The sequence below is a fragment of the Candidatus Obscuribacterales bacterium genome, assembly GCA_036703605.1.
Classification (GTDB): Bacteria; Cyanobacteriota; Cyanobacteriia; order RECH01; family RECH01; genus RECH01.
The window spans coordinates 1-1,959 of record DATNRH010000197.1 but is presented as its reverse complement, the minus strand read 5'-3'; the positions used below and the strand labels follow the sequence as shown (position 1 = coordinate 1,959).

Annotated in this window: 3 protein-coding genes; all 3 read left to right on the top strand. The window is 53.5% G+C overall.

Annotation, left to right across the window (positions count from 1 at the left end):
- A partial coding sequence (locus V6D20_04145) for a hypothetical protein (protein HEY9814983.1) occupies positions 1–681 on the top strand: 681 nt, incomplete at its 5' end.
- Positions 681–1,076 (top strand): terminase small subunit, encoded by a 396-nt coding sequence (locus V6D20_04140; protein ID HEY9814982.1) that lies wholly within the window; start codon positions 681–683, stop codon positions 1,074–1,076. The genes V6D20_04145 and V6D20_04140, both read left to right, overlap by 1 nt.
- On the top strand, positions 1,054–1,959 hold a 906-nt coding region (locus tag V6D20_04135), incomplete at its 3' end, for a PBSX family phage terminase large subunit (protein HEY9814981.1). The genes V6D20_04140 and V6D20_04135, both read left to right, overlap by 23 nt.

Sequence of the window (1,959 nt, the reverse complement as noted above, 5' to 3'; positions counted from 1 at the left end):
GGCAACTTCCTTGCGCTCTCCGACACCCCCGGCGCGTATGGTGGGCAGGCCACCAACTTTGCAGTGGTAAAGGCTGACGAGACAGGTCTTGAGTTCATCGAGAGCAAGTTCATTAATCAGTCTGATACTCCTCTAAGCTATACAGGGCAGGGAGGCCAAGTTGTAACAGTAAACACTGCTGGGAACGCATTGATCTTTGCAGATCCTGCTGAAGCTGCCGGTACTGGCTGGGCTACTTACATTGATACCACCTACGTTGACCCAGGCTCTGCGCTGACCATTGTTGCAGCTACCGACACCATACTGCCAAACAACGCGGGCTCACTGAACGAGACCCAGACACCTTCGGACGTAGCTACGTTCTATGATGGCTCTACCATTACCGGGCGCAACGGCGATGGCTTGTCGTTCATGATTTACTTTAAGGCTATTCCAAGTGTTGCGGCTCAGTCCATGGACGTATGGATTGACATTGGCGGGGCTGTTGGTGAGCGTTACCGTGAGACATTTAACTTTCCCAAGGGTGCTGGCGTAGAGCGCGGTGTGTTGTACGGCGTACCCGCTGCTTACACTCTGGATACTTGGGAGGCTAACGGGGCTACCGTATACGTGCGCTCCCCTGATGCTCTTGACCTATACGACATCAACTTTAACTTCAGCCGCACACATAAGGCTAAGTAATGGCGGGACGACCAACAGACTACAACGAAGAGGTTCAAGCCAAGGCTGATGAGTATGTCGGCGGAGGCTATATTGAGTGCGGAGATGTAGTTCCAAGCATCGCCGGATTGGCGTGTGAGCTACACAAACGGCGGACGCTGCTGTATGCATGGGCAGACAAACACCCAGCATTTAAGGACACGTTAGAGACAATTCAGGAAGTGCAAGAGCGGAAACTCCTATCTGGGAGCCTTTCAGGTCAGCACAACGCCACGATTGCCAAGCTAATGTTAGCTAACCATGGGTACAGTGATAAGCAGTCACAGGAAATCACAGGCCCCAAGGGTGGCCCCATCCAAACGCAGTGGATTATCCAGCCTGTAGCGGCCAAACATGCCAACCCTTCAGATTCCTGAAAAGCTAACCCCGCTAATTCAGAAACCTAAGCGCATTAAGCTGGCTGTCGGTGGCCGTGGCGGGGGCAAGTCAATCGCCGTGGCCGATATGTTCATCATGCTGGCATCGCATGGCAAGTCTGTCTGCTGCGGTCGTGAGTTCCAGAATAGTATCGATGACTCGGTTCACTCGCTCATGTGCAGCGAGATTGAGCGTCTGGACGCGCCAGGGTTCACCATCACTAACAACCGCATCACCCACACGTCAGGCGGTCAGATATTCTATAAGGGCTTGGCCCGCAATCCCGAGTCACTGAAGTCGCTATCTGGCGTGGATTACTTCTGGGTGGAAGAGGCGCAAACCATATCCGAGAAGTCTCTCAAGCTGCTGACCCCATCCGTCCGGTCATCGGCTGGCTCAGACTCAGAACCTGAAATATGGTTTACCATGAACCGTGGCAGCTCTGCTGACCCTATCGTTGAAAAGTATTTGAAGCGGGCTCAGTCTAAGCTAGACCGGGATGGCTATTATGAAGACGACCTAGTATTGGCTATCGAGATTAGCTTCTCCGATAACCCCTGGTTCCCGTCAGAGCTTGAGGCCGAGCGCCTAGATGACTTGGCCAGCATGAGCCGGGCTAAGTACCGCCATGTATGGGAAGGCGAGTTTAACGATGACGTAGAGAACAGCATTATCCCGGCTGAGTGGTTCGACGCTGCTATTGACGCTCACAAGAAGCTAGGCTGGAAGATGCTGGGCAAGCGCGTCGTGTCACATGACCCATCAGATGAAGGCGACGATGATAAGGGGCTAGCCTTCCGGCATGGCTCTGTGTTCCTTGAAGTACTGGCCAACGATAAGGGCAACGTCAATGATGGATGCGACTGGGCGACTGACTACGCG

Bases quoted from the DNA above. Each gene is read 5' to 3' on its own strand.
- V6D20_04140 (HEY9814982.1), top strand. From the start codon at position 681: ATGGCGGGACGACCAACAGACTACAACGAAGAGGTTCAAGCCAAGGCT.